This window comes from Levilactobacillus namurensis DSM 19117 (genome assembly GCF_001434785.1).
In the GTDB taxonomy this organism is placed as follows: Bacteria; Bacillota; Bacilli; order Lactobacillales; family Lactobacillaceae; genus Levilactobacillus; species Levilactobacillus namurensis.
Genome location: NZ_AZDT01000069.1, coordinates 1 through 21,559 on the forward strand (window position 1 = coordinate 1; position 21,559 = coordinate 21,559).

20 protein-coding genes are annotated in these 21,559 nt (G+C 43.7%); all 20 read right to left on the reverse strand.

Features of this window, described 5'->3' with window-relative positions; genetic code table 11:
• Positions 1 to 29: 29 nt before the first annotated feature.
• The 20 genes from FD30_RS11235 to FD30_RS11325 all read right to left on the reverse strand — a co-directional run bounded on the left by FD30_RS11235 (position 30) and on the right by FD30_RS11325 (position 21,058).
• Positions 30 to 521, reverse strand: coding sequence for an acyltransferase family protein (locus FD30_RS11235; RefSeq protein WP_268872085.1), 492 nt, complete (start codon positions 519 to 521; stop codon positions 30 to 32).
• Positions 522 to 662 carry a hypothetical protein gene (locus FD30_RS11825; protein WP_225426508.1) on the reverse strand — a complete coding sequence of 47 codons (141 nt, stop codon included), beginning with the start codon at positions 660 to 662 and terminating at the stop codon, positions 522 to 524.
• A gap of 146 nt (positions 663 to 808) precedes the next feature.
• Positions 809 to 1,840 carry an LCP family protein gene (locus FD30_RS11240; protein WP_056945100.1) on the reverse strand — a complete coding sequence of 344 codons (1,032 nt, stop codon included), beginning with the start codon at positions 1,838 to 1,840 and terminating at the stop codon, positions 809 to 811.
• Between the two features lie 263 nt (positions 1,841 to 2,103).
• Positions 2,104 to 3,216 (reverse strand): glycosyltransferase, encoded by a 1,113-nt coding sequence (locus tag FD30_RS11245; RefSeq protein ID WP_056945101.1) that lies wholly within the window; start codon positions 3,214 to 3,216, stop codon positions 2,104 to 2,106.
• Positions 3,213 to 4,364: a CDP-glycerol glycerophosphotransferase family protein gene (locus tag FD30_RS11250; RefSeq protein ID WP_056945102.1), complete on the reverse strand. Its 1,152-nt coding sequence runs from the start codon at positions 4,362 to 4,364 to the stop codon at positions 3,213 to 3,215. Before FD30_RS11250 ends, FD30_RS11245 begins: the two co-directional genes overlap by 4 nt.
• Before the next feature lie 171 nt (positions 4,365 to 4,535).
• A complete protein-coding gene (locus FD30_RS11255) occupies positions 4,536 to 5,960 on the reverse strand; it encodes an oligosaccharide flippase family protein (protein WP_056945103.1) in 1,425 nt (474 codons plus the stop codon).
• A gap of 8 nt (positions 5,961 to 5,968) precedes the next feature.
• Entirely contained in the window at positions 5,969 to 7,087 is a 1,119-nt protein-coding gene (gene glf, locus FD30_RS11260) for a UDP-galactopyranose mutase (RefSeq protein ID WP_056945104.1), read from the reverse strand.
• A gap of 4 nt (positions 7,088 to 7,091) precedes the next feature.
• On the reverse strand, positions 7,092 to 8,360 hold the full coding sequence (locus FD30_RS11265; RefSeq protein ID WP_056945105.1) for a hypothetical protein: 1,269 nt from the start codon (positions 8,358 to 8,360) through the stop codon (positions 7,092 to 7,094).
• A 209-nt stretch (positions 8,361 to 8,569) separates the two neighbouring features.
• Entirely contained in the window at positions 8,570 to 9,472 is a 903-nt protein-coding gene (locus FD30_RS11270) for a glycosyltransferase family 2 protein (protein ID WP_235803275.1), read from the reverse strand.
• Between the two features lie 27 nt (positions 9,473 to 9,499).
• The gene (locus FD30_RS11275; RefSeq protein WP_056945106.1) at positions 9,500 to 10,279 is read right to left on the reverse strand and encodes a DUF4422 domain-containing protein; all 780 of its coding nucleotides are present in this window, start codon (positions 10,277 to 10,279) and stop codon (positions 9,500 to 9,502) included.
• On the reverse strand, positions 10,279 to 10,914 hold the full coding sequence (locus tag FD30_RS11280) for a sugar transferase (protein ID WP_056945117.1): 636 nt from the start codon (positions 10,912 to 10,914) through the stop codon (positions 10,279 to 10,281). Before FD30_RS11280 ends, FD30_RS11275 begins: the two co-directional genes overlap by 1 nt.
• Before the next feature lie 68 nt (positions 10,915 to 10,982).
• Positions 10,983 to 11,765 (reverse strand): tyrosine-protein phosphatase, encoded by a 783-nt coding sequence (locus FD30_RS11285; protein ID WP_056945107.1) that lies wholly within the window; start codon positions 11,763 to 11,765, stop codon positions 10,983 to 10,985.
• On the reverse strand, positions 11,762 to 12,517 hold the full coding sequence (locus FD30_RS11290; protein ID WP_056945108.1) for a CpsD/CapB family tyrosine-protein kinase: 756 nt from the start codon (positions 12,515 to 12,517) through the stop codon (positions 11,762 to 11,764). The genes FD30_RS11285 and FD30_RS11290 overlap by 4 nt, the downstream gene beginning before the upstream one ends.
• A gap of 9 nt (positions 12,518 to 12,526) precedes the next feature.
• The gene (locus FD30_RS11295) at positions 12,527 to 13,327 is read right to left on the reverse strand and encodes a YveK family protein (RefSeq protein WP_056945109.1); all 801 of its coding nucleotides are present in this window, start codon (positions 13,325 to 13,327) and stop codon (positions 12,527 to 12,529) included.
• A 449-nt stretch (positions 13,328 to 13,776) separates the two neighbouring features.
• Positions 13,777 to 14,514 (reverse strand): hypothetical protein, encoded by a 738-nt coding sequence (locus FD30_RS11300; RefSeq protein ID WP_056945110.1) that lies wholly within the window; start codon positions 14,512 to 14,514, stop codon positions 13,777 to 13,779.
• A gap of 19 nt (positions 14,515 to 14,533) precedes the next feature.
• On the reverse strand, positions 14,534 to 15,538 hold the full coding sequence (rfbB, locus tag FD30_RS11305) for a dTDP-glucose 4,6-dehydratase (RefSeq protein ID WP_056945111.1): 1,005 nt from the start codon (positions 15,536 to 15,538) through the stop codon (positions 14,534 to 14,536).
• A gap of 121 nt (positions 15,539 to 15,659) precedes the next feature.
• A complete protein-coding gene (cydC, locus tag FD30_RS11310; RefSeq protein WP_056945112.1) occupies positions 15,660 to 17,405 on the reverse strand; it encodes a thiol reductant ABC exporter subunit CydC in 1,746 nt (581 codons plus the stop codon).
• Entirely contained in the window at positions 17,402 to 19,138 is a 1,737-nt protein-coding gene (gene cydD, locus FD30_RS11315) for a thiol reductant ABC exporter subunit CydD (RefSeq protein WP_056945113.1), read from the reverse strand. Before cydD ends, cydC begins: the two co-directional genes overlap by 4 nt.
• 174 nt (positions 19,139 to 19,312) lie before the next feature.
• A complete protein-coding gene (gene cysK / locus FD30_RS11320) occupies positions 19,313 to 20,230 on the reverse strand; it encodes a cysteine synthase A (RefSeq protein ID WP_371862365.1) in 918 nt (305 codons plus the stop codon).
• A 21-nt stretch (positions 20,231 to 20,251) separates the two neighbouring features.
• A complete protein-coding gene (locus FD30_RS11325; RefSeq protein ID WP_056945115.1) occupies positions 20,252 to 21,058 on the reverse strand; it encodes a homoserine O-acetyltransferase/O-succinyltransferase family protein in 807 nt (268 codons plus the stop codon).
• Between the last annotated feature and the right edge of the window lie 501 nt (positions 21,059 to 21,559).

The following is a 21,559-nucleotide window of genomic DNA, read 5'->3' on the forward strand; positions in this document are numbered from 1 at the left end:
GAAAACCTACATTTCTTTCTGCCGAAAACCTACATTTTTAAACTGCCCTTGACAGTGATCCATCTTTTAGATAGTTGACTATACTTTTTATATAGGAACCCTATATAAAAAGTAATACACCATGTAAACGTGCGTGAAAAAAACGGTGGCAAAGGTGTCAACTGAGCCATAACGAACAAAGCCATATATATTACTAGTTGATAAAGATATGGAACCTTAAATCCATCCATTACATATACTAAGCAAAATATAAAAAACAGAACGTACAAAAACCAGAGATACCCTATTGGTTGCCACCACAACATAACCAGTGAATCCCAATCATATAAGTCATGAACCGAACTTGATGAACTATGCTGTAAAATTACATATAAAATAGAAAACACTAAGTAGGGAACCCCTAAACTAACCAATTTTTTTAAAACATTTATTTTAATTCTCCGCCAATCACGTGTTGGTCTATATAAATATCCAGATAAAGCAAAAAAAACTGGCATAATAAATGTAAAAATTATTCCCAATTAAATCTCTAACGGTCGTTCATAATCCACATATAATTGGGTCTTTTTTAACCCTTCCAAGACATGAACTAACAATACAAAAAATATTGTTAAGCCCTTTCCAAAATCAATCCAAGAAATACGTTTTCTAGCATCACTCACTCTAGTGTCCTCCTGATCATACATTAAGCATAATAGCTAAATATATTAAATTAGCTTATATCGATGATAACTAAATTACAACAAGCTAAAGGCGTCCTATACAATTAGGACGCCTATTAACTGCACTTTAAATTGAAGTAGTATCATCAATAACCATAGTTAGTAGATGACGCGCTAGACGCTTCATTAGCACTTTCTTTTGCATCATCCGTGCTGGTGAAAACGGCAGCTGATCCTGTTGTCTTATGCGATAAGTCCAATCCTTTACGGATAAAATTAGTTACCCGCTGTAATTCCTTCTTGTGCATAACTTCCATGTCTTGACCGCCAATTTCCTTACCGTGACCCTGTAAATGGGTTTCCTTAACCGTCTTATCGGCGGAACGGTAATTCTTGGCTAACGAGGTCAAGTTGTCAAACGTTAAGTCAGTTTGAATTTGGCTGGACAAGGAGTTGATGAAGGATTGGTTCATCAGGGTGGAAATAGAGCCACTCTTCTTGACCAAAGCCATTAATACTGCCCGTTGACGCGTCTGACGTCCATAATCGTTATTAGGATCGTCGTACCGCATCCGGGAGTAAGCTAAGGCTTTCGCACCATTCATATGGGTCTTAACACCCTTCCTGAAAGTGTACCCCTCATACTTAAACGTTAACGTTGGCGTAACATCGACACCATCTACTTCATCAATAACCTTCTTCATGCCACCCATGTTAATTAAAGCATAGAAATCAACGGGGACATTGAGCATCTGTTGAACGGTCTTGATACTAGTCTTTGAACTGCCCCAAGCGTAGGCCGCATTAATCTTCGAAGGTGCGCGACCTTCAAATCCAGGAATGGAAACGGCTGTGTCCCGTGGAATACTGGTAATCGTAGTCTTATCGTTTTGCGGATTAAGCGTGATAACCATCATGCTATCAGTCCGGCCCTTGTATGTACGATCTAAAGCACCCGTATCAGTTCCCATCAAGAGAACTGAAATTGGCTTCTTGTCCTTAATCTGTTCACTAACATTCCGCTGCTTAGTGACTCCTGAAGCTTTAAAGGAACTGTTAATTGAATCTTTCACGCTCCGATAACGATGCGCTGCATACGCTCCTCCACCAACGATAAGAATTAAAATAACTACCAAAATAGTGTTACGTAATTTATGTGACTTTTTTCGATGTTGCATATGAACTCCCTCCATCCTTCGCCTTTAGGCAGAAGAACCTTCTACATTAAAAGCCCTCCCTTATTAATTTTACTCTAATTTCAATAAAAATGATTATCTTATTCGTAAAATAAACCGCTTAATTAAATAAAGACTAAATAAAGTTTCACTAGTAACCCTAGACTTCATGAATGCACCTCTCCGTAAATGATAAGTACGATCTGAAGTTCACAATTTCAAATATACGAAGTTTTTCAATTAATATAATCACAAGCATGGAGAATCTATTTTAGGTTCAGATAAAAAGTCATCAACTTCAGCGACTCAACATTCAAATCATAACCCGCACTTACAACATTTAGTATCCCCATGCCTCTATCTGTAACTTTACTATTAACTTCCAAAGCTTTCCTTGACCAAACCTGTGCACTACTGCTTAACGATTCGTTAACTGTTGTTTTTAATAGTTTGACAGAATCTGTAATAGTATCCGAAAATAAAATTGGTAAACCACTACATTGAGCCTCCACCATTGTTATTGGGAATCCTTCGTATAAAGAAGGAAATACCATAATATCCATAGCATCCAATAACTCATTTACATCATTACGCATTCCTAAAAAATAAACGCTATCCTGAATTCCTAAATTTAAGGCCTTCTGTTGAATCTCACTCTGTAAAGGACCATCTCCAATTAGCAAAAGCTTTGCACTTGGGACTGTTTTTAGCATCTCATAAAAAACAGCTAATAAAAACTCGTGATTTTTTTGCTTTTTAAAGCGACCTATATGGCCTACAACTAAACTGTCTTGTAAATGTAATTGATTACGTTTTTTTTTCCTAACATCCTCAGAAAAAGCAAACAAATCTGTATTAACACCATTATGAATCATTTCAACGCCATCTGTCGTCTTAAACATCCACTCAGCCGCCTTATCCGATACCGCAAATTTATAGTCTATTTTCTGTTTTAACATTCTCCTTCCAAATTTATGTAACAGTAATCTCAAAACGTTGCTTGTAACAACGGAACTGCTTCCGTTGTGCGAGTGCACGATAATATTCTTCATACCAAATACACTTGCAATAAGAATAGGATAAAATCTCACCATTGAATCATAGTGAAAATGAATAGCACTAAACTCCGAATGATGTAAAATAATAAAGCGAGTCCAGTGAAATAAATAGCCCAAAGGATGTCGCGTTAATTTAGGAATATTTACAACGCTTATATGCAAATTATTTAACTCGTTTACGTAATCATTTCTCTCTTGATCATTAACGAAAACAAACTTTAACTGTGAGGTCTTTGCGCTAATTTTAGCGTATGTATTAATCACATACTTAGAAATCCCCACACCCTTCTCTAAATTAGAAATTACCAATATTTTCTTCATTTACTACTCCCAAACAAGATTGTCCTTTTAACCGTATTTAATCCCGTGTCAAAGACACCATTAAATTTCGCATAAAAATCAGTTAAATCCATTTTTAAGTAGCTATCACTCAACAACGTTTCTAATAAATCTTTTTCGGTTTTTACGAAGGGAACGTTCAAGTCATCAGGCCTCACATAAACACCCCTATATTGTAAATACCTATCCATATCATAACAGTACAGCACTACTGGTTTCTTTAAAAGGGAATAATCAAAAATAACACTTGAATAGTCCGAAACCAGTAAATCTGCTGAGATCAATAAGTGATTCAAATCAGGATCATCAGAAACATCAATACACTTTTTCATAACACCTTTATCTTCAGCATAATAGTGGCTTCGGAACAACAGATTATATTTACTAGATAACTTTAATAATGAATCAGTTGAAAAAGCATGATCGTCACTATCTAATTCATACTCCCTAAAAGTTGGGGCATACAATAATATCTTCTTAGAAGGATCTAATCTGTACTTCTGAATAACTCGTTCTCTAATAAAGTCACATTGCTTACTGGTAATCATCTTCAAATATAAATTCCGCGGTAATCCAGTAATTTGAATATTACTTGTACTTGGGAAAATATGTTTAAAAATTTTTTGATCATAAGTACCAGAGGCTGTTAACAGATTAAAGTTAACTTTGGCAAACCAATTACGAACAATAGATGTAGTTTCTTTCTCATCAGGTCCTAAATGTTTCATCGGAATTCCATGCCACGTATTAATATAAATTATACCTTTTGGTTTATATGGGATTAATCTTTCAATACTAGAGTTTGATATCCAAACTGATGAAGAAAATAACTCAATATAGTACTTAAACGAATCTATATTAACTTTATTTTTATTAGGTAATTCGGTATATTTTTCTGGGTCAGTAAATGCCCACTTCATTTCATAATCTTTGAACCTAGAATCTAGTATCAACTGACTATATATTACACGCGGACTATCCGAAAATTGACGACCGGAAAAACTAGAAAATATAATTTGTTTCTTTCTTTTTATAAATACTGACAACACTCTAAGAAAGATCGACATTATAGCTAAAAACATTAAACTTAGAAGCTGATTAGTCTTAACTAAATATTTCAATTTTTTCATTACAATCTAGAATCTCCCCCATCACACGTAGCGTATTAGTATCAGGCTCAAAAAACACACCTACACTATACCGCCCATCAAAATTGCATTTTAAATATATTTATCACACAAATCCGGATATTTCTGATACCTACCCGGGCTTGAGAAGGGTTCTATACACATCATTGACAATCAACGCCTTCTATGTGAAAAAAGTTGAACCGCATCCTTAACTATATCTACTCGTAAAACAAACAACATTATTCCATAGACACTAATTCCCGCTAAGACTTCAATTCCCAATGCCCACCAATTAGCCGCCAAGTTATAATCAAATAATCTTACACACAAAAACATCACTATTCCTGCAATAATATACCTATTATTATCTCTAAATAACCTCTTATAACTAATTTGTCTTCTGACAGACCATAACTGATACCCAGACACTGTCATTTCAGACAATACGGTAGCAAACGCTGCTCCGATTACCCCCCACAGTAAAATAAATGGAACATTAATTATGATATTAATCATAGCTCCCAAAATCACAGATGTTGTGTAAGCTCTTGTTTGCTTAGTTGGTAATAAATACTGGGTTCCAATTGCATTACTCCAGGCAATCAAAACAATGACAACTGCCTCAATCATCATAAGTGGTGCCACTGACTGAAATCTTCTTGTAAAAAATAACGGAACAAATTTATCTGCAACTGCCATTACACCAAAAAACATCGGAATAGATAAACATGAAACAAATGAAAAACTAGAATATAGATAGTTTTTTGCTTTTTCTATCTTTCCCTGTGCAAAAGCATTCGCAACATGTGGCAACATCACCGTTCCTGTCGCCGTTACAATTGCTAACACCATTTTTATAATTTTATCCGATTGATCAAAATAACCAGATGCCTGTACTGACGCCATCACACCCAACATAGTTTTATTAACTACTAGATAGATTTGAGTTGCTACTTGCGGAATAAACAGGGCTATGGATGGTAAAAAATGCTGCCAAATATTTAAGTGCTTAATTACGGGTCTTCCAATATACTTCCTCAAACTTGGAAATAATGTTAAATTTCCAAGCAATAATGACATTGATAAAATTAATATATAGATCCCTAAATCAGACTGGTCTTTTACAAAAACAAAAACACTCACTAATGTTAGTACTTTTACTACAAAATTTCTTAACACCGTAACAGCAAAATTTTCAATTCCCATAAAAAACCAAGAGATATCGAATGCTGCAGCAAATAAAGATAGTGATTGAGCCCAATAATACGTATGGTATTGTTTCACCAGTCTTAAAAAAAACAAAAAGGCTATGAATGAGCAAGCAACAGTTATAATCCGCAAAAAAAAGATTTCATAAAAAGTCGTTGTCATTTTTTCCCGACTACCATGAACAAAAGCAATTTGCCGATTTCCGTACAAATTAACTCCAACACTACCAAACAAAATAAAATACTGAATAATTGAATTTGTATAGGCATTAATTCCTACCCCCGTTGGTCCCAAGACCCGTGATAAATAGGGAGTTGTTATGAGCGGAACCAGCAAGATAAATATCTGGTAAAATGCATTATAGAGATAGTTTTTAACAACCTGCATATCCTTTTCTATTCTCCAAACTCTTGACGAACAACCTTTAAAGCCGCCATAATTGTTTGATCCATATTATAGTATCGATATTGACCCAGTCGTCCTCCAAAAATAACATTGGGTGTCTGTTCCTTCGATAGCTCAGTATACTGTCTATAAAGTTCCCTATTACGTTGATTATTTACAGGGTAGTACGGATCATCACCTCGATGCCAGGTTTTAGGATATTCATGAGTAATAACCGTCTTATCCTTATTTCCCTTGCCAAATTCAAAGTGCTTATGTTCAATAATTCTAGTGAATGGTGTATCAGCATCAGTATAATTTACTACCGCGTTTCCTTGATAATTATCAGTATCCAAAATTTTTGTTTCAAATCTCAAGCTTCGATATTCCAGCGCACCAATTTTATAATCAAAAAATTGATCAATCATTCCTGTAAAAACGATTTTCGTATTACTTGTTAAATATTCATCTTTGTGTTGAAAATAATCAACATTTGTCTTAACAGTAATCAGATCATTAGATAGCAATTGCTCAATAATTTTAGTATAGCCACCAATAGGGATTCCTTGGTAAGGATCATTGAAGTAATTGTTATCATATGTAAAACGCACCGGTAACCGTCGAATAATAAATGAAGGTAAGTCAGTTGCAGATTGCCCCCATTGCTTTTCAGTGTAGCCCTTCACTAACTTCTGATAAACATCAGGACCAATCAATGAAATTGCCTGCTCTTCTAAATTCTTGGGTTTACCATTGAGATGAAAATTTCTTTTTTGTTCTTCAATCTTTTGCTTTGCTTGATCTGGTGTGATGACTCCCCACAGCTTATTAAACGTATTCATATTGAAAGGCAAATTATAGATTTCACCCTGATAATTAGCAATCGGACTATTCACATAATGATTAAACTCAGCAAATTTATTGATGTAATCCCAAATATCTTTCATTTTAGTATGAAAAATATGGGCTCCGTACATATGTACCTGAATTCCCTCAATTTCTTTTGTGTAGATATTTCCACCTATATGACTACGTTTTTCTATTACAGTTACTTTGTTCCCTCTTAACGCTGCTTCGTGGGCAAACACCGACCCAAATAGTCCTGAACCAACCACTAAATAATTAGTCAAAATGTTACTCCCCTTCTTTGTATTTTTTTCTTAATAAAAAGGATGCAAAAAAAGCACTTAATATTATAAAATATAGATACGTATCGTTTACAATGGTAAATATAAATAGTAAAAAACAAATGCTAGAGAAACCAAACATCTTTTTAGAAACTAACATTCCCATAATCGATGGAATAATATAAAACAGTCCCATGGCAATTCCTCCATATGCCAAAACCTGCATTAAACCACTTGAAAATCCCATATTACCATTAAAACCTAACCTTCTTGGATCCATATAATCTAAAAGTATCTGATAATTTTCTAAACCATTCCCAAATACAATGTTATTTTTCCATGCACTCAAACCTGATAATAGATCATTCATTCGAATACTTGAAGATGAATTCCAGTTTGAACTTAACTTTTGCAACAAAATTATTTTAATCAGTACACCTACTGCAATTAAACCTAACAGGATAATCAGCACTTTAAAAACTAAGGATATCCGATCAACGATAAAAAACTCGTAATACGCTATTGCTAATATAGAAACAATAACACCAGTCGTTGAGGTCGTTGTAAAAATAGTAGCTAGTAATACCACCGCTTTTAAAATTCTACTTTTCTTAGTGCCACCGTCAATAAACAACAAGACTAAAAAGGATACCGTCAAAGCGTAAGAATACATAGGGGCTTCTACGAAAATCCCCGTATTTCGTATTAGCGTCATCCCTAAGAACTTCGTTATCCCTTGCGCAATAAAATGCACATTATTATAACCTGAAATCTGCTGATAGTTCCCCCATGTTATAAAAGTTGCCATGTTAGTAGGAACCCCTAATTCAGATACCCCCCAAAAAAATAGAGAGATACCAGCAAGGATAAGCATAACCCTCTCAACTTTTACTAGTAAATCTAACCCTTCTCCGGCCAATATTTTATTATAAAAAATTATCACCATCATAAAGGGAATAATTATAAATTGAGAAATTTCCTTTTTTATAGGAAAAGGATATATCTGATAGTCTAAAAACAATATCGTAACCATAAAAGCTAAAAAAATAGTTAATGATAAAACAAGCTGTTTAATATTATACGATTTAATTATCATTTCAAATAAACTAATACATACTAATAAAAAACAAATTCCAAACCACATTATCTGAATCCGATTATTTAATCCTGATCTAAAATAAACCGTATTACATTGTAATATTGTCACAAAAACAAACATATATTCGATAAATGTAGAAAGTACTTTCCCAATTTTTACATCCGATACTACTTCCATTATTTTCTCCACTTCAACTTAAATAACCGTACAATAATCCTAACAATCCTAAAATATTACAAGTAATCCCAACTAGATACTTTAAATCTATCTACTTGTTCCTCATCTCAAAGCACCCTAGTAAAAGTTAAACTATTGTAGTCTATGAGAAACTAAAAACCATCATTTTCAATAATCGTTTCTGTTCACTTAACTTTTCATTACAAGACTTAATACTTTTCAATTTTAGGATTAAAAAAAATCCCCGCAAAAAAGCCTTTAATGATCACTGAAATTTTCTTAAATTTATAATCTCCATTAAATAGTACCCGGAAAATGAGGATTATCTGCCGTAATGTATATTTACAAATTGATTTTAGACCATCTTGTTTTGAAATATAAAACTTATTTCGAACATCATAATAGTACCTAGAGATCCGGCTAGGCGAATCTGTCAATATGTCCACTCTATTATTCTGAGCCATATTATGTTGCACACGGCTATTCAACACACAGTAACTGGGAAAACTCTTTGATATTCGTTTTGAATACTCAACATCATCCCCCCAAATAAAGAACTCGCTTATCGGATAGCCTACCCTTTTTATTACTTCTGCATTAATATACATAGACACAAACGAAGACGATTCTATTTGAACCATATTTCTACTCAATAAAGAATTCCAGACTCTCTTTACTTTAGGTACGTTCATTTTTGCCGAATTTCCATCAATCCATCTAACATTACTAGCCAGTAATCCCCAAAATATGTTCTTATTTTCTAAAATTAAACGTGCATTAATTAGCTCTTCTAACGTACTTTTAGTTGGCATCGTATCATCGTCCATCAACCAAACCGCGTCCGCAGACAAACTCATTGCACGCTTAATACCGATATTAAATCCTCTAGCTCCACCTAAATTCTTCTTCTCATTAATGACTACGATATTTTTTTTACCGACATATTGATTCAGATACTCAGTAGTTCCATCAGTGCTTGCGTTATTTATGACAACTATCTTGGTAAGAAGATTACCACAAGAGAATAATCTTTTTAAGTTAGACTTCAACATTTCCAACTTATTAAATGTTACAACTACAGCAATATTTTGAAACGTTTTGATACTTTGCACTGACAATAACAATCCCTTCTTGCAAATTTAGAAGTGAGTTCGACCACGCCTGAATCCTATCTTACGAACAATGAAAAAAAACATCTTCGATATTATTTTCCTTTTCCCTAACTGTTCCCAACGACACTCAGAATACGAAGGATTATTTTTCTGAATCCAAACATCCATAAGTAGCTCTGAAATATAGCCAAAAACTCTAGCCTCTTGCTTCGAAAAATTACTAATATCTATTCTTTTCTCTAACGCTCCAAGAACCCCAAAAAGCCACTCACAATACTTATTAAAAACTGGCCTCTTCATGATAAACATATTAAACATATGTGCACTTCTACGCCCCATAACAAGATCAAACGAGTTTAAATACTCTGGATACATATTTTCAATAATCTTTCTAGTTTCCAATAAGGGCAGACTTTCATGCGCATGAACATAATGTGAATAGTTAGTTTCAATATAGTAGTGCCTTTTAAAAGGCAATATCACATCATTTTTGACCAGTAACTTCTGAATATCTTCTAAACTAAGTATATCTTTTATATCCCGTGATCTTTTTTTAAAAAAATACCGTCTATAATGTACTAATCCAATTACATCAGCATTTTTTAAATTCTTCCAGGCCCAATAAATAGCGGTTAATTCATTGTAATTAGGATTTTTCCCTGATATATTTTCACCATCATCATCCCGTTGATAGTCAATACCAGGTGCGTAATTATAAACAGCTCCCACTAAAATCGGAAGATACAATGCCCTATTCACAGGCATTGGGAATTTTTTATGGGCTGCAACCAATACTTTAATATTAATTAATAAGCACCCTTTCGACTTAAAACTTTTAAAATATTCTTACAAAAAATCTTAAAATCAACCTTCAAGCATGCCTCATCTATATATTGCATCTCAATATTTGCTCTTTCCGGGTATCCAATATCACTACGTCCACTAGCCTGCCACAAACCCATAGCACCAGGCTTTACTGACAACAATTTAGATACATCATATTCAATAAGCTCTTGTTCAATAACAGGTCTTGGACCAATCAATGTCATGTCACCCTTAATGATATTAATAAATTGCGGAATTTCATCAATAGATGTTTTTCGTAAAAATAATCCTAGTTTAGTAATTCGCGGATCGTCACTAGGCTCCAACTTAAAACTGTTAGCAACATAAGCACTATACAACTCCGGATTCTCATATAATTTCTCTTCTGCATTTACAACCATGGAGCGGAACTTATACATTTTAAATTTTTTTCCATGCAATCCCATACGTTCTTGCCTATAAAATAATGGGCCCTGGTTGTCCTTACTAAAAATATTCAATAACAAAATAATTAAAAACAATGGGCTCAATATTATTAATGCAATCGAAGAAATTATAATGTCAAATGCCCTCTTTTCAAATAAATATAAAGAAGGGTAATGAGAACTATAATCCATATTTTCTTTACTCTCACTCTTTTCGGAGGATACTCTTGAATTCAATTCCAACTGCTACACTCCCAGCTCTAAAATAGCCAGAACCTCTTTTTCTTCAACGACGAGATTCGTTGCGCCGTTCCCCGTGGTACATCATCCCCATTGATGATTGCTTTTGCATTGGCATTGAAGTGCTCCGCAAAATCCTTACCCTTTTCTTTTACCAGCTTGTCAAAGGCCTCTTTCATTACAAATCGACGACCTTTGAAGTTATGGGCATCTGAAGCAAAGATATATCCCATTCCAGAATCGATGATTTTTGACGTCAGTTTTTCAACATCTTTACCAAAAATTCCTAAATAACTACTACTCGTCAGCTGTGTTAGACACCCCATAGTAACAAAATCATATAATTTATCAGGATGCTTTTGAAAACCATGATTTCGCTCTGGATGTGCAATTACTGGTGTAATTCCCCGAGTTTTCAATTCAAAGATCATATCTTCTGTATACTCTGGAACACCACTATGTGGCAACTCAAGCAGCAGATATCGCCCACCCTCATCCATATATAGAACATCGTTAGCATCAATAGCTTTTAACAAGTTCCCTGTTAGATGTACTTCCTGTCCCGGAAACACCGTTAGTGGGATTTCAGCATTCCGGATGGATTGCTGAAAGTTAGCGACCCGATTCAAAACATCTGCCCGATGATTGGTATAATCGCCATCCATATGGTGCGGTGTCAGTAAGATATGACTAATTCCCTCGTCAACCGCTGTTCGAGCCATGTCTAAGGCAAACGGTAAATCTTTTGCCCCATCATCAACTCCCGGCAACATATGACAATGCAAGTCAATTAATCCGTTCATTTCTTATCTTCCGTTCCATAGTAGCCACCGTAGTTACCCCCATAGTAACCACCGTAATAGCCGCCAGACTTTTGCGCCGTCACACGATTCATAATAGCGCCTAAAATATTAGCATGGACCGTTTCCAAAGACTGCTTAGCCCTCCGAACGCCTGCCTTAACAGCAATCCCCTGCGGAACCACCAGAATCGTACCATCAACCCGCGCGCCTAGTAATTGTGCATCCGTAACTGTGTTTACCGGCGGTGCATCGACGATTAACAAATCAGCTTTTGCCTTTAAATCATTCAGTAAAGTTGCCATCTTAGAACTTGTCAATAGTTCGGACGGATTAGGTGGAACCGGTCCACTTGAAATCACAGACAAGCCATCCACCATAGTTGGTTGAATAATTTCATCTAATGATGCATTACCGGCTAAATACCCTGACAAACCAAACCGATTACTAACGCCAAAGGTCTTGTGAACCGTAGGCCGTCGTAAATCAGCATCCATCAAGATTACCTTAGTTCCTTGATCCGCATAGGTGACCGCAACATTGTTACTAACCGTTGATTTCCCCTCGGAAGGTTCTGATGACGTAAACATAATCGAGTGTAGTTCTTCACCCACTGAAGAAAATTGAATATTCGTCCGAATCGTTTTGAACTGTTCTGAAACCATCCCGGAAGGATCATCATAGGTAACCAATCCAACACCATACTTCAAACCGTTATTATCGAGCTTTTTAGGCTTACGTTTAAACCATGCCATTTATTCCACCTAGACCCTTCTGTGTTGTTCTCGTGACTCAATCGTGTCGTTATTTCCAGTAATCAAGACATCTTGTTTAAATCGTCGCTGCTTCCGCTGCTGATGCTTGGTAATCTCTTTTTCATCAATTTCGCTTACCAGACCTAGACTTACTAGGCTTAAATCGTCGGTAATAAATGTCTCATCAGAAACGGTCTTATCACTTAATTCACGAACAAAGGCCAAACCAATCCCCAAAATAATTCCAACGACAAATCCCGCCACCAGATTAAGCTTCTTCCGCGGACTTACAGCATCAAAATCTGGCGTTGCTTTTGAAACAATCGAGACATTATGTACACTCATGATTTTAACGACTTTCTTCTTAAAAACCTTGGCCGTTTCGTTGGCAATTTCCGCTGAAGTCCGTGCATCACTAGTCTTCACCGTCACCGAGAAGACCTGAGAATTTTGTTGACTACTAATTGAAATTGCACTCTTCAACTTATCTACCGATCCAGGGTATCCTGGATAATTTTCAACCTTCTTTTGCACACTCTTCAGCACCGTTGGACTAGTCATGATGTCCTTATAGGTACTAATCATCTGAACATCCGCTTGGGTCTGCTGTAAAGCGGCCCCTTGCATGTTCGCTGATAGCTTCCGGTTGACCAGTAACTCTGTAGTTGCTTCATACTTCGGGGTCATCACAAAAAAAGTCACGAAGCCCGCCGCAATCGTGACCACTAACGTCGTCAAGACAATCACTTTAAGACGCTTTCGTAGGATACCTAAAATTTGCCCCACACTAATTGTTTGTTCCGAATCCATCTGTTTCCTCCGCATCTGATAACGTATCAACAATGGTGTTAACAATCAAATTACACACCTATTATCATTTAATTACTGAATAAATCATAACACTGTTATCAGTTGCAAACAACATAGTTTCTTTACTCATTCTTAATTCCACGTTACCTTTCACCCAAAATATCATTAATCCGAAACACCTCAATAGCGCAGTCCTTTTCGTTTTCTTAAGATTTTCAATCTCAAAAGATGACAGCTTGTTTACAAATATGTATCAAAAATTCTAAAATTCGAATAAGTTATTTCCAGAATTATTTTCCTTAGCACCCTACCAGCATAACCCTTCCCTACTGACAACATAAGGGACATCTTCCCTTAAAAAGTCCCTTGCCCATAGCTAAGTACCCAATCAATTATGTCCAGAACTCAAAAAGGCTCAGCCACCATCCCGGGGGCTGAGCCTTATTTTCCTATAGCACCTCAATCGGCGTCCAAGTCGCCACCACCTTGATCACGGTCGCTAACCGGCGAATCGGGCTGGTGCCCTGCTTCACCATGAGGCCGCCTTGCCGGTAGAACGGACTGGTCACCACCTGGAGCTTGGTGTGGTCCACAATCTGGTCTGGAGTCAACTCGCGGTGGAAATAATCCTGGGCCAACGCTAGCACCAGGGCCTGCAAGCTGGCCTCGTGGTAGATGATTCCTCCCATGGGATTCAACGTGAAGACGTTCTGGTGATACGGGTTCTGGCGGTAATTTACCAACTGGTCACTCTTACACTCAATCATCGGGAAGCCGCCCGCGAACACGTAGTACAGGCTCCCCTGGTCATCCACCACCTCGGTCAACTCCAGAGTATGGTTACTGGCCGTATTGCCCCAAGGGTCCAATAACTCCGCGCCCTGGGCTGAGACCTTGAACGCCCGGTGGTACCGGTCCGTCAGCTCCTGGACCGTCCCGCGGGTATTGGTAATGAACCGGTTGCGGTTGGGATGACTCCTAAAGAACGTCGGCGTGAGAACGGGGGTCCCCCGCCGTTCCCGCAAAGCGTTCAAGAACCCCAGACTCTCCCGGGTGGGATACAGTTGCGTCCTGGTCTGGTCAAAATCACTGGGCGTCAGATTCACGAACGTCCCCATGGGGTAGACGCCGCCCACCGACCGTTGCGCCCGTTCCGTGTCAAAAATTGTGTGTTCAATGGGTCCCATTGTCATTCCCCTTCTCTAATCATTGTCCGTGCCGGGCATACGCCGCCTCCACGCGGGCCTTGGCCGCCTGCCACCACTCCGGGTGGTCGCGGTACCAGGCAATCGTCTGGCGCAGTCCCGCCGCAAAATCGGTGTATTGGGGCCGCCAGCCCAATTCTTCGCGCAACTTGCTGGCGTCAATCGCGTATCGCTGGTCATGGCCCGGCCGGTCGCGTACCTGGTCGTAAGCGCCTTTAGGCTGGCCCATCGCCGTCAAAATCATTTCCAAGACTTCCCGGTTAGTGTGTTCCCCCTGAGCGCCAATCAGGTAAGTCTGTCCAATCCGGCCCCGGGTCAGAATCAGCCACACCGCCCATGAATGGTCCGCCACGTGGATCCAGTCCCGGACGTTGCGCCCGGTCCCGTAGAGCTTAGGCCGTCGTCCACTCAAGATGTTCGTAATTTGGCGGGGAATGAACTTCTCCACGTACTGGTAGGGTCCGTAGTTATTCGAGCAGTTGGAAATCGTCGCTCGGAGGCCAAATGACCGGACCCAGGCCCCCACCAGCAGGTCCGCACTGGCCTTGGTCGCCGAATACGGACTGCTCGGCTGGTACCGCGACGTCGGCGTAAAGGCCGCCTTGCCGGTCAACGGCAGGTCCCCGTAGACCTCATCCGTTGAAATCTGATGGAAGCGCACATCGTATTTACGACACGCCTGTAACAGGGTGTAGGTTCCCAGAATATTGGTCTGCACGAACGGGTCCGGGTCCACCAGCGACCGGTCGTTGTGGCTTTCCGCTGCGTAGTGGACCACCGCATCCACCTGAGCCACCAACCGGTCGACCAGGGGCGCGTCACAGACGTCGCCCACCACCAATTGGACCCGGTCCGCCGGCAAGCCCGCCAGATTGGCGCGGTTCCCCGCATAGGTCAGCTTATCCAGCACGATAATTTTACGGACCTCCGGGTGCTGGGCCACCAGGTACCGGACAAAGTTGGCCCCGATAAAGCCCGCCCCGCCGGTCACTAAGAGTCGTTGCATGGTCACTATCCCCTCTCTCCCATTATTTATTAATCCTATTATATAGCGTTTTCCTGGTCGCGTCTGCTGGCACGCTAAACGAAAAGACCGCCCATCACCACTGATGGACGGTCTTGCTTAGTTATTTCGTGGTTTCACCCCGGTCCAGGTCGTACAGGGCGCGGAACCGGGCGTTATCCCGGTACAACTCCTGCGGCGTTCCCTGCATATCGAAGTGGCCGTGTTCGATGAAGCGCACCTGGTTGACGTGCTCGATGCCCGCCAGATGGTGGGTCACCCAGATGATGGTCTTGTCATGCAAGACGTCAAAGACCGTATCCAGCAAGTGTTTTTCAGTAATCGGGTCCAGACTCACGGTCGGCTCATCCAAGATGATGATCGGCGCGTCCTGCAACAAGATCCGGGCCAGCGACAACCGTTGCCGTTCTCCCCCGGAGAAGCGGCTCCCGGCCTCTTGGACCTGGGTATTGTACCCGTCCGGCAAATTCCCAATCAACTGGTCCAGCTCCACGGCTTTGATGGCCGCGTGGACCTGCTCATCGGTCGCGTTCAAGTTCCCCAGCCGCACGTTGTTCATCACCGTGGTGTTGAACAGGTACGGCTGTTGGTCCAAGACTCCGAAGAGCTGGGCGCGCTGGTCCTGCAGTTGCGCAATCGGCACGCCATTTAACGTGACCTGCCCACTCGTGGGGGCTTCATCCCCCAAGATCAGCTTCAACAGGGTGCTCTTCCCAGTCCCACTGGGGCCCAACAACGCTAGCTTCTCGCCCGGTTTGACCGTCAGCGAGAGGTCTTGGATCACCTGGCGTTGGGCGCCCGGATAGGTGAACTGAACCCGGTCCACGGCTAACGTGGCCGGCAGGTCGATGGTCCGTTGCGGGGCCTTCACCGGTTCGTGTTCGTCCAGCCGGTTGACCCGGTCGATGGAGTCCCGGTAGACTGGCCACTCACTGACCCCCTGGCTCATGTCCGCGAAGGGTTCGATGGTCGGGAACAGGGCCAACCCGAAGGCCGCGACCCAGTTGCTTTCCGCCTGGTTATGGGTGAAGGTCACCCCGGCCCACCAGACCAGCAAGATGACGGCCGCTCCGAAGACCACCTGGATGGCCAGGTTCCGCCACCACTGGAAGTAGTGGTCACCCCGGCGCAAGGCCGCGATATCGTCGATGGGCTGGTCTTGGCGTTGTAAGAAGTCCTGACGCCGACCGGAGATCAACCAGTCGCCCAGTCCCAAGACGGCATCCGTCAATTGGGTGTAGAAGCGCCGTTGAATCTGCCGGGCCTGGAACTCCCGCCGGCCGTTGACCGCTACCGATAACAGCGGCATCACTACCACGATGACCCCCAGCAACAGCAGCATCAACAGGCCGAACGCCCAGTTGAAGTAACCGATGCCGATCACGATGAACAGGTACAGCAGCCAGCCAATCACTAACGGAAAAACCGTCCGCAGGTAGAGGTTCTCGATGTGATCGATGTCCTCGGCCAGGATGCTCAAGACATCCCCCGTCTGATGGGTCTGGCGAATCGCCACCGCCTGTTTCTCCACGGACTGGTATAACCGCTTACGAAAGTCCGAAACGATGCGTAGGACCCAATTATGGCTGGTCAGGCGTTCCGCGTACCGGAAGGCTGGCCGCCCGATCCCGAACGCCCGGGCTAAGACGATGGGGACGTAAATCATTAAGATGTTAAACGGGTGGGTCGCCGCCCGACTGATCAGGTAGCCGGAGTTGAACATCAACGCCCCGCCGCAGAAGAAGGTCATGAAGCCCAAGAAGAGCACCAGTGTCAATAAGCCCCGGTACTTCTTGAGGTACGGCATGACCCAGTGGTCGTGTTCAAACGTTTTGAAAAATCCTTTCATGCTTCTGGCGCCTCCCCTGCCATTTCAGACCGCAACCGCACGTACGCGCCGTTCTTGGCCTGAAGTTCTGCTGGTGTCCCCTGTTCCACGAGTCGTCCGTGGTCCAGGACCAGGATATAGTCCATCTCGTTCATCCAGTGCAACCGGTGGGTCGCGAAGAAGACCAGGTGGTGGTCGAAGACCGGCAACATGGCCTGCTTCAACTCAATCTCGGTCTCAATGTCCAGGTGCGCGGTGGGTTCGTCAAAGAGCAAGACACGCCGGGAATCGTCCAGAAAGGCCCGGGCCAACGCGATTCGTTGGGCCTGCCCACCGGAGACACCCCGAGCGCCTTCCCCAATCTGGGTGGCTAAGCCGTCGGGCAGCGTCGCAATCCAATCGCTCAAGCCCGCGCGGTCGGCCGCCTTCCGGACGGCTTCGTCGGTGGCGTCCGGCGTGTAGAAGGCCAGGTTGTCCCGCAGGCTGGCGTGGAATAAGTATGGGGCTTGGGGAATGTACACGAAGCTGCGTTGCCAAGCCTGTTGGTCTAAGTGCGGTACCTGAGTGCCCCGGACCGTGATTTGCCCATCTTGGGGACTCAAGAACCCGCTCAAGGTGTTGATCAGCGTCGATTTCCCGGAACCCGAGGCCCCGATGATGCCGACCTTCTGGAAGCCTTTGACCTGAAAATTAATATCCTGCAACGTGGCGTGGTCCGCATCGTACCCCACGTTGACGTGCTGGAGGCTCAGCCCATCCTCCGGCGTCCAGACCGGGTCGCTAGTCGCTAAGAGCTTGCGGTCCGTCGGGGTCGGTCGACTCAAGATGTCCAGCACCGCCGTCAGGGCGTTCTTCCCGTTCAGTGTGGCGTGGTAGTCGTTGGCGAAGTTTCGAATCGGTGCGAAGTAGTCCGGTGCCAGCGTCAAGATAATTAGTGCGGGCAAGAGCTGAATCGTGTTGTCCATCAAGCCAACCCCTAAGAAGACCGCGATGATGGCGATCGACAGGGTGGTGAAGAAGTCCAGCGCAAAGGTCGAGGTCATGGCAATGGTCAACGTGGCCATAGTCTTCTTGCGGTAGTCCTCACTGACCTCGTAGACGTTACCGGCATAGGTCTCATTTAACCCCAATTGCTTCAGCGTCGGCAACCCCCGCAAGGTGTCGACGAAGTGGTTCGACAGCCGCTGGTACCCCGCGTACTGCCGGTCGGCCTTGGCTTGCGCGGCCAGGCCCAAGATCACCATGAACAGGATGATCAGCGGGTAGATCACCAGCAAGAACAGGGCTTCCTTCCACTGAATCGTGGCGATGTATAACAGGACCAGCCAGGGCGTGATCGACAGGTCCAAGACCTTGCCGATGATCATCATCAGGTAAGTCTGAATCTTGTCGATGCCTTCCAGCCCCATGGTGACCACGTTCCCGGTTCCCTGTTGGGCCACCACACTGGGTCCTAAGTCGAAGAGCTTAGCCATGAACCGCTTACGCAACTGCTTGGTGGTGGTCTCCACGAACGGGTAGGTCACCCAGTTCTTGGCTAGCGTCACCAGATGGCGGCCCAAGAAGACCACTCCGAACAGCGCCAGCGGCACCACGATAGTCCCAATCGGCTGCATCTTCCAGAGGTGGACGATGGCCACCGACAGGTACTTGGCCTGCAGGATCACCAGGACCGCCTGGACCAGCGTCAGGAGACCCAACCACAGGGTCAGGCGCCGGACACCCGGAAATTTAAACACACGTTGATCAATCACATGAATCCCCCCAGTTAAACTGCTTATGCCTTTAATGATACTGCTTTCATTCTGAAGTTGCGACTTTTCGCCCCCCGTAATTCATCCCCCATCTAGCCGTCTTAGCCGAGTATTCCCATGAAAAAAGACCAGCCCCCGCGTTAACGATTGGCTGGTCTTAATTCTGGTTTTTAGTTAGAAGTCAAACAGGTCCGTAGACAGGTAACGCTCCCCGTTATCCGGTGCGACCGTGACCACGGTCTTGCCCGCGCCCAGTTGCTTGGCGATTTCGATGGCGCCGAAGATGTTGGCACCGGCCGAAATCCCGGGAAGGAAGCCTTCTTCGCGGCTAACCCGCCGCGCCATGTCGATGGCTTGGTCACTGGTGACTTCGACGATGTCGTTGTACAGCTTGGTATCCAAGACCTTAGGCACGAACCCGGCAGAGATTCCTTGAATCTTGTGCTTGCCGCCGTGGCCTTCCTTCAATAGTGGTGACTCAGCAGCTTCCAGAGCGTAAATCAACGTCTGGGGGTCCGCCGCCCGTAAGGCCCGACCCACACCGGTCAGGGTCCCACCAGTGCCGACCCCGGCGATAAAGGCGTCCGGTGCTTGACCGTCTAAGGCCTTTAGAATCTCCTCACCCGTGGTCTTCTCCTGGGCTTCCGGATTAGCGGCGTTATCGAACTGCATAGGCAGGAAGTAACCGTGGGCCTTAGCCAGTTCTTGGGCCTTCTTGATGGCTCCAGGCATCCCCTCGGCGCCCGGCGTCAAGATCAGTTCCGTCCCGTACCCCTGAATCAAGGCCCGGCGTTCCTTACTCATGGTCTCGGGCATGGTGATGATCAGGTGGTAGCCCTTGGCCGCCGCCACTAACGCCAACCCAATCCCGGTGTTACCACTGGTAGGTTCCACGATGGTCCCACCCGGCTTCAACTGACCGGAAGCCTCGGCGGCGTTGATCATGCCTAGAGCGATACGGTCCTTAATGGAGCCGCCCGGGTTGAAGAACTCCAGCTTGACTAAGACGTCGGCCGCTCCCTCGGGAACCACCCGTTTCAGCTTGAGTAGAGGGGTATTGCCAATTAACTCTGTAATCGAATTTGCAACCAATCTAAAAACTCCTTTCATTTTTCAAACCTGGACTGCCCGCCACTGGGCAACCTGGGCCAACCAATTGGTAAAGAACCGGTGTTGACTGGTCTGCCACGCAAACGGTGGCACCGCCATGGTGGTGGGCTCGAAGTCGTTTTCCGCCGGATGATAGGTCCGCTCGGGGTGCGCGAGGAGCTCGCGGCGATACTCGTGGACCAGCGCCCATCGGTCATACTCTAAGTGGGCAAACATGAAGGTCTGCCGCTGGTGACCGTTTTCCACCAAAAACAGGTCTCCCGCCGTGGTCACAGCGTCCACCCGCAGGTCCGGCGTCGCGGCCAGCTGGTCGGCGTCCATCTCGGCGTAACGGGCATGCGGCGCCACGAAACCGGGCGTCAGTCCCGCCAGTAGCGGCGTTTCCTGCAGAATCTGGTGCGGATAAACACCAAACAACTTGTGGGGCAGCCGGTGCTTGGTGATGCCGTAGAAGTGGTTCAACGCGGCCATCGCGCCCCAACACAGGTACAGCTGGGGAATCCGGTGGCTCACTAACGTCTCCATCAGGTCCCGGAGCTCCTGAATGTAGGTGATCTGGGAAAACGGAATCGTCTCGATAGGCGCTCCGGTCACGATGAACCCGTCTAATTGGGCCACCGCCGACAAGTTTAACGGCTGCATCAGGCGGGCCACTGAATCCGGGACCAGCCGCCCCGCGTAGTGTTGCCGGGGATAGTACTCGTGAATGACCACGGGCTGTTCCGGCGTGCTTAAGACCCGGTGGAACCGCTGACTGGTGGCCTCCTTGTCGTGCATAATATTCAGAATCCCGATGTGTAAGGCTTGCATGCTGCGGTCACCCTCCTTCTACGACAACCATTTCATCAGGCTAATCTTAGTATAGTGCCTTAGAGTTACTATAAGGCAACCCATTCACTTACTAAACTTTAGTGTTATGTTTCTATTTAACCATAAAACAACCCAAGATGCTGGCCTCGGGCTTGTGACTTTCTTCATTCGGGTTTTATCAGTGCCTTACCGGACGGCCAGACCAGTCTGGAACGCCGTGGGCACCACTTCAAGCCACAGGGCGGTCTCGAAGCTGGGCCTTGTCTGGCCGTCCTCTCGGCTTACAGTAGAGTAAATATAACGACAGTTGACCGTTTCAGAGACCTTTTAAGTCTCTAGCCATGACTACCCTTTCAATTAGTTTTTAGACAGTCCCTATCTTCCTTATCCCAACTACACTTATCGTTATCGTCATGACCAGAGATAAGCCAACCTGCTTGTCTCTTTTTTCTACGTCTTGTCAATAAGAATGTTGTTAAATTAATGATTCTTGTTAGAGAG